Below are 744 nucleotides of genomic sequence, written 5' to 3'. Positions count from 1 at the left end.
CCCTTTAAAAACGCAGTGCCGGCCATGTGAATATCGTTGTCATCACGCATAGGCCAAGAATACGATTGAGCGATGCAACGACTTCAAGCCTTCAAGTACGAATTGCTGCCCAACGGCCAGCAGGTGCGACTCATGCGCCGCTTCGCTGGCTCGTGCCGGTTCGTCTACAACAAGGCGCTGGCGTTACAGAAAGAACGCTACGAGTGTGGCGAGAAGAAGCTTGGCTACGCCGAGCTGTGCAAGCTGCTCACTGAATGGCGCAATAGCACAGAGACGGCGTGGCTGGGCGATGCGCCGGTGCATCCGCTGCAACAGGCGCTCCAGGATTTGGAGCGGGCTTACGCCAACTTCTTTGCCAAGCGCGCCGGCTTCCCAAAGTTCAAGAAGAAGGGCCGGCACGACAGCTTCCGCTATCCCGACCCGAAGCAGATCAAGCTTGATCAGACCAATAGCCGCATCTTCCTGCCCAAACTGGGCTGGCTGCGCTACCGCAACAGCCGAAAAGTGCTGGGTACGGTGAAGAACGTCACCGTCAGCCAGTCCTGCGGCAAGTGGTTTGTGTCGATTCAGACTGAGCGAGAGGTCGAGCAGCCCATTCCAACCGGCGGTGCGGTAGGCGTAGATATGGGCATCACCCGCTTTGCCACGCTGTCGGACGGCTCGTTCTATGCCCCCCTCAACAGCTTCAAGCGGCACGAGGCGCGCTTGCGCAAGGCACAGCAAGCGCTCTCCCGCAAAGTCAAG

1 protein-coding gene is annotated in these 744 nt (G+C 59.0%); it reads left to right on the top strand.

From position 1 onward, the window contains the following. Positions 1-72: 72 nt before the first annotated feature. Positions 73-744, top strand: a 672-nt coding sequence (locus tag NW837_RS15265; protein WP_414332492.1) for an RNA-guided endonuclease InsQ/TnpB family protein, incomplete at its 3' end; no start/stop codon positions are given.

The organism is Synechococcus sp. R6-10 (assembly GCF_047461815.1).
In the GTDB taxonomy this organism is placed as follows: domain Bacteria; phylum Cyanobacteriota; class Cyanobacteriia; order Thermostichales; family Thermostichaceae; genus Thermostichus.
Note: the sequence above shows the minus strand (reverse complement) of the source record. Positions and strands in the feature narration are given on the sequence as shown.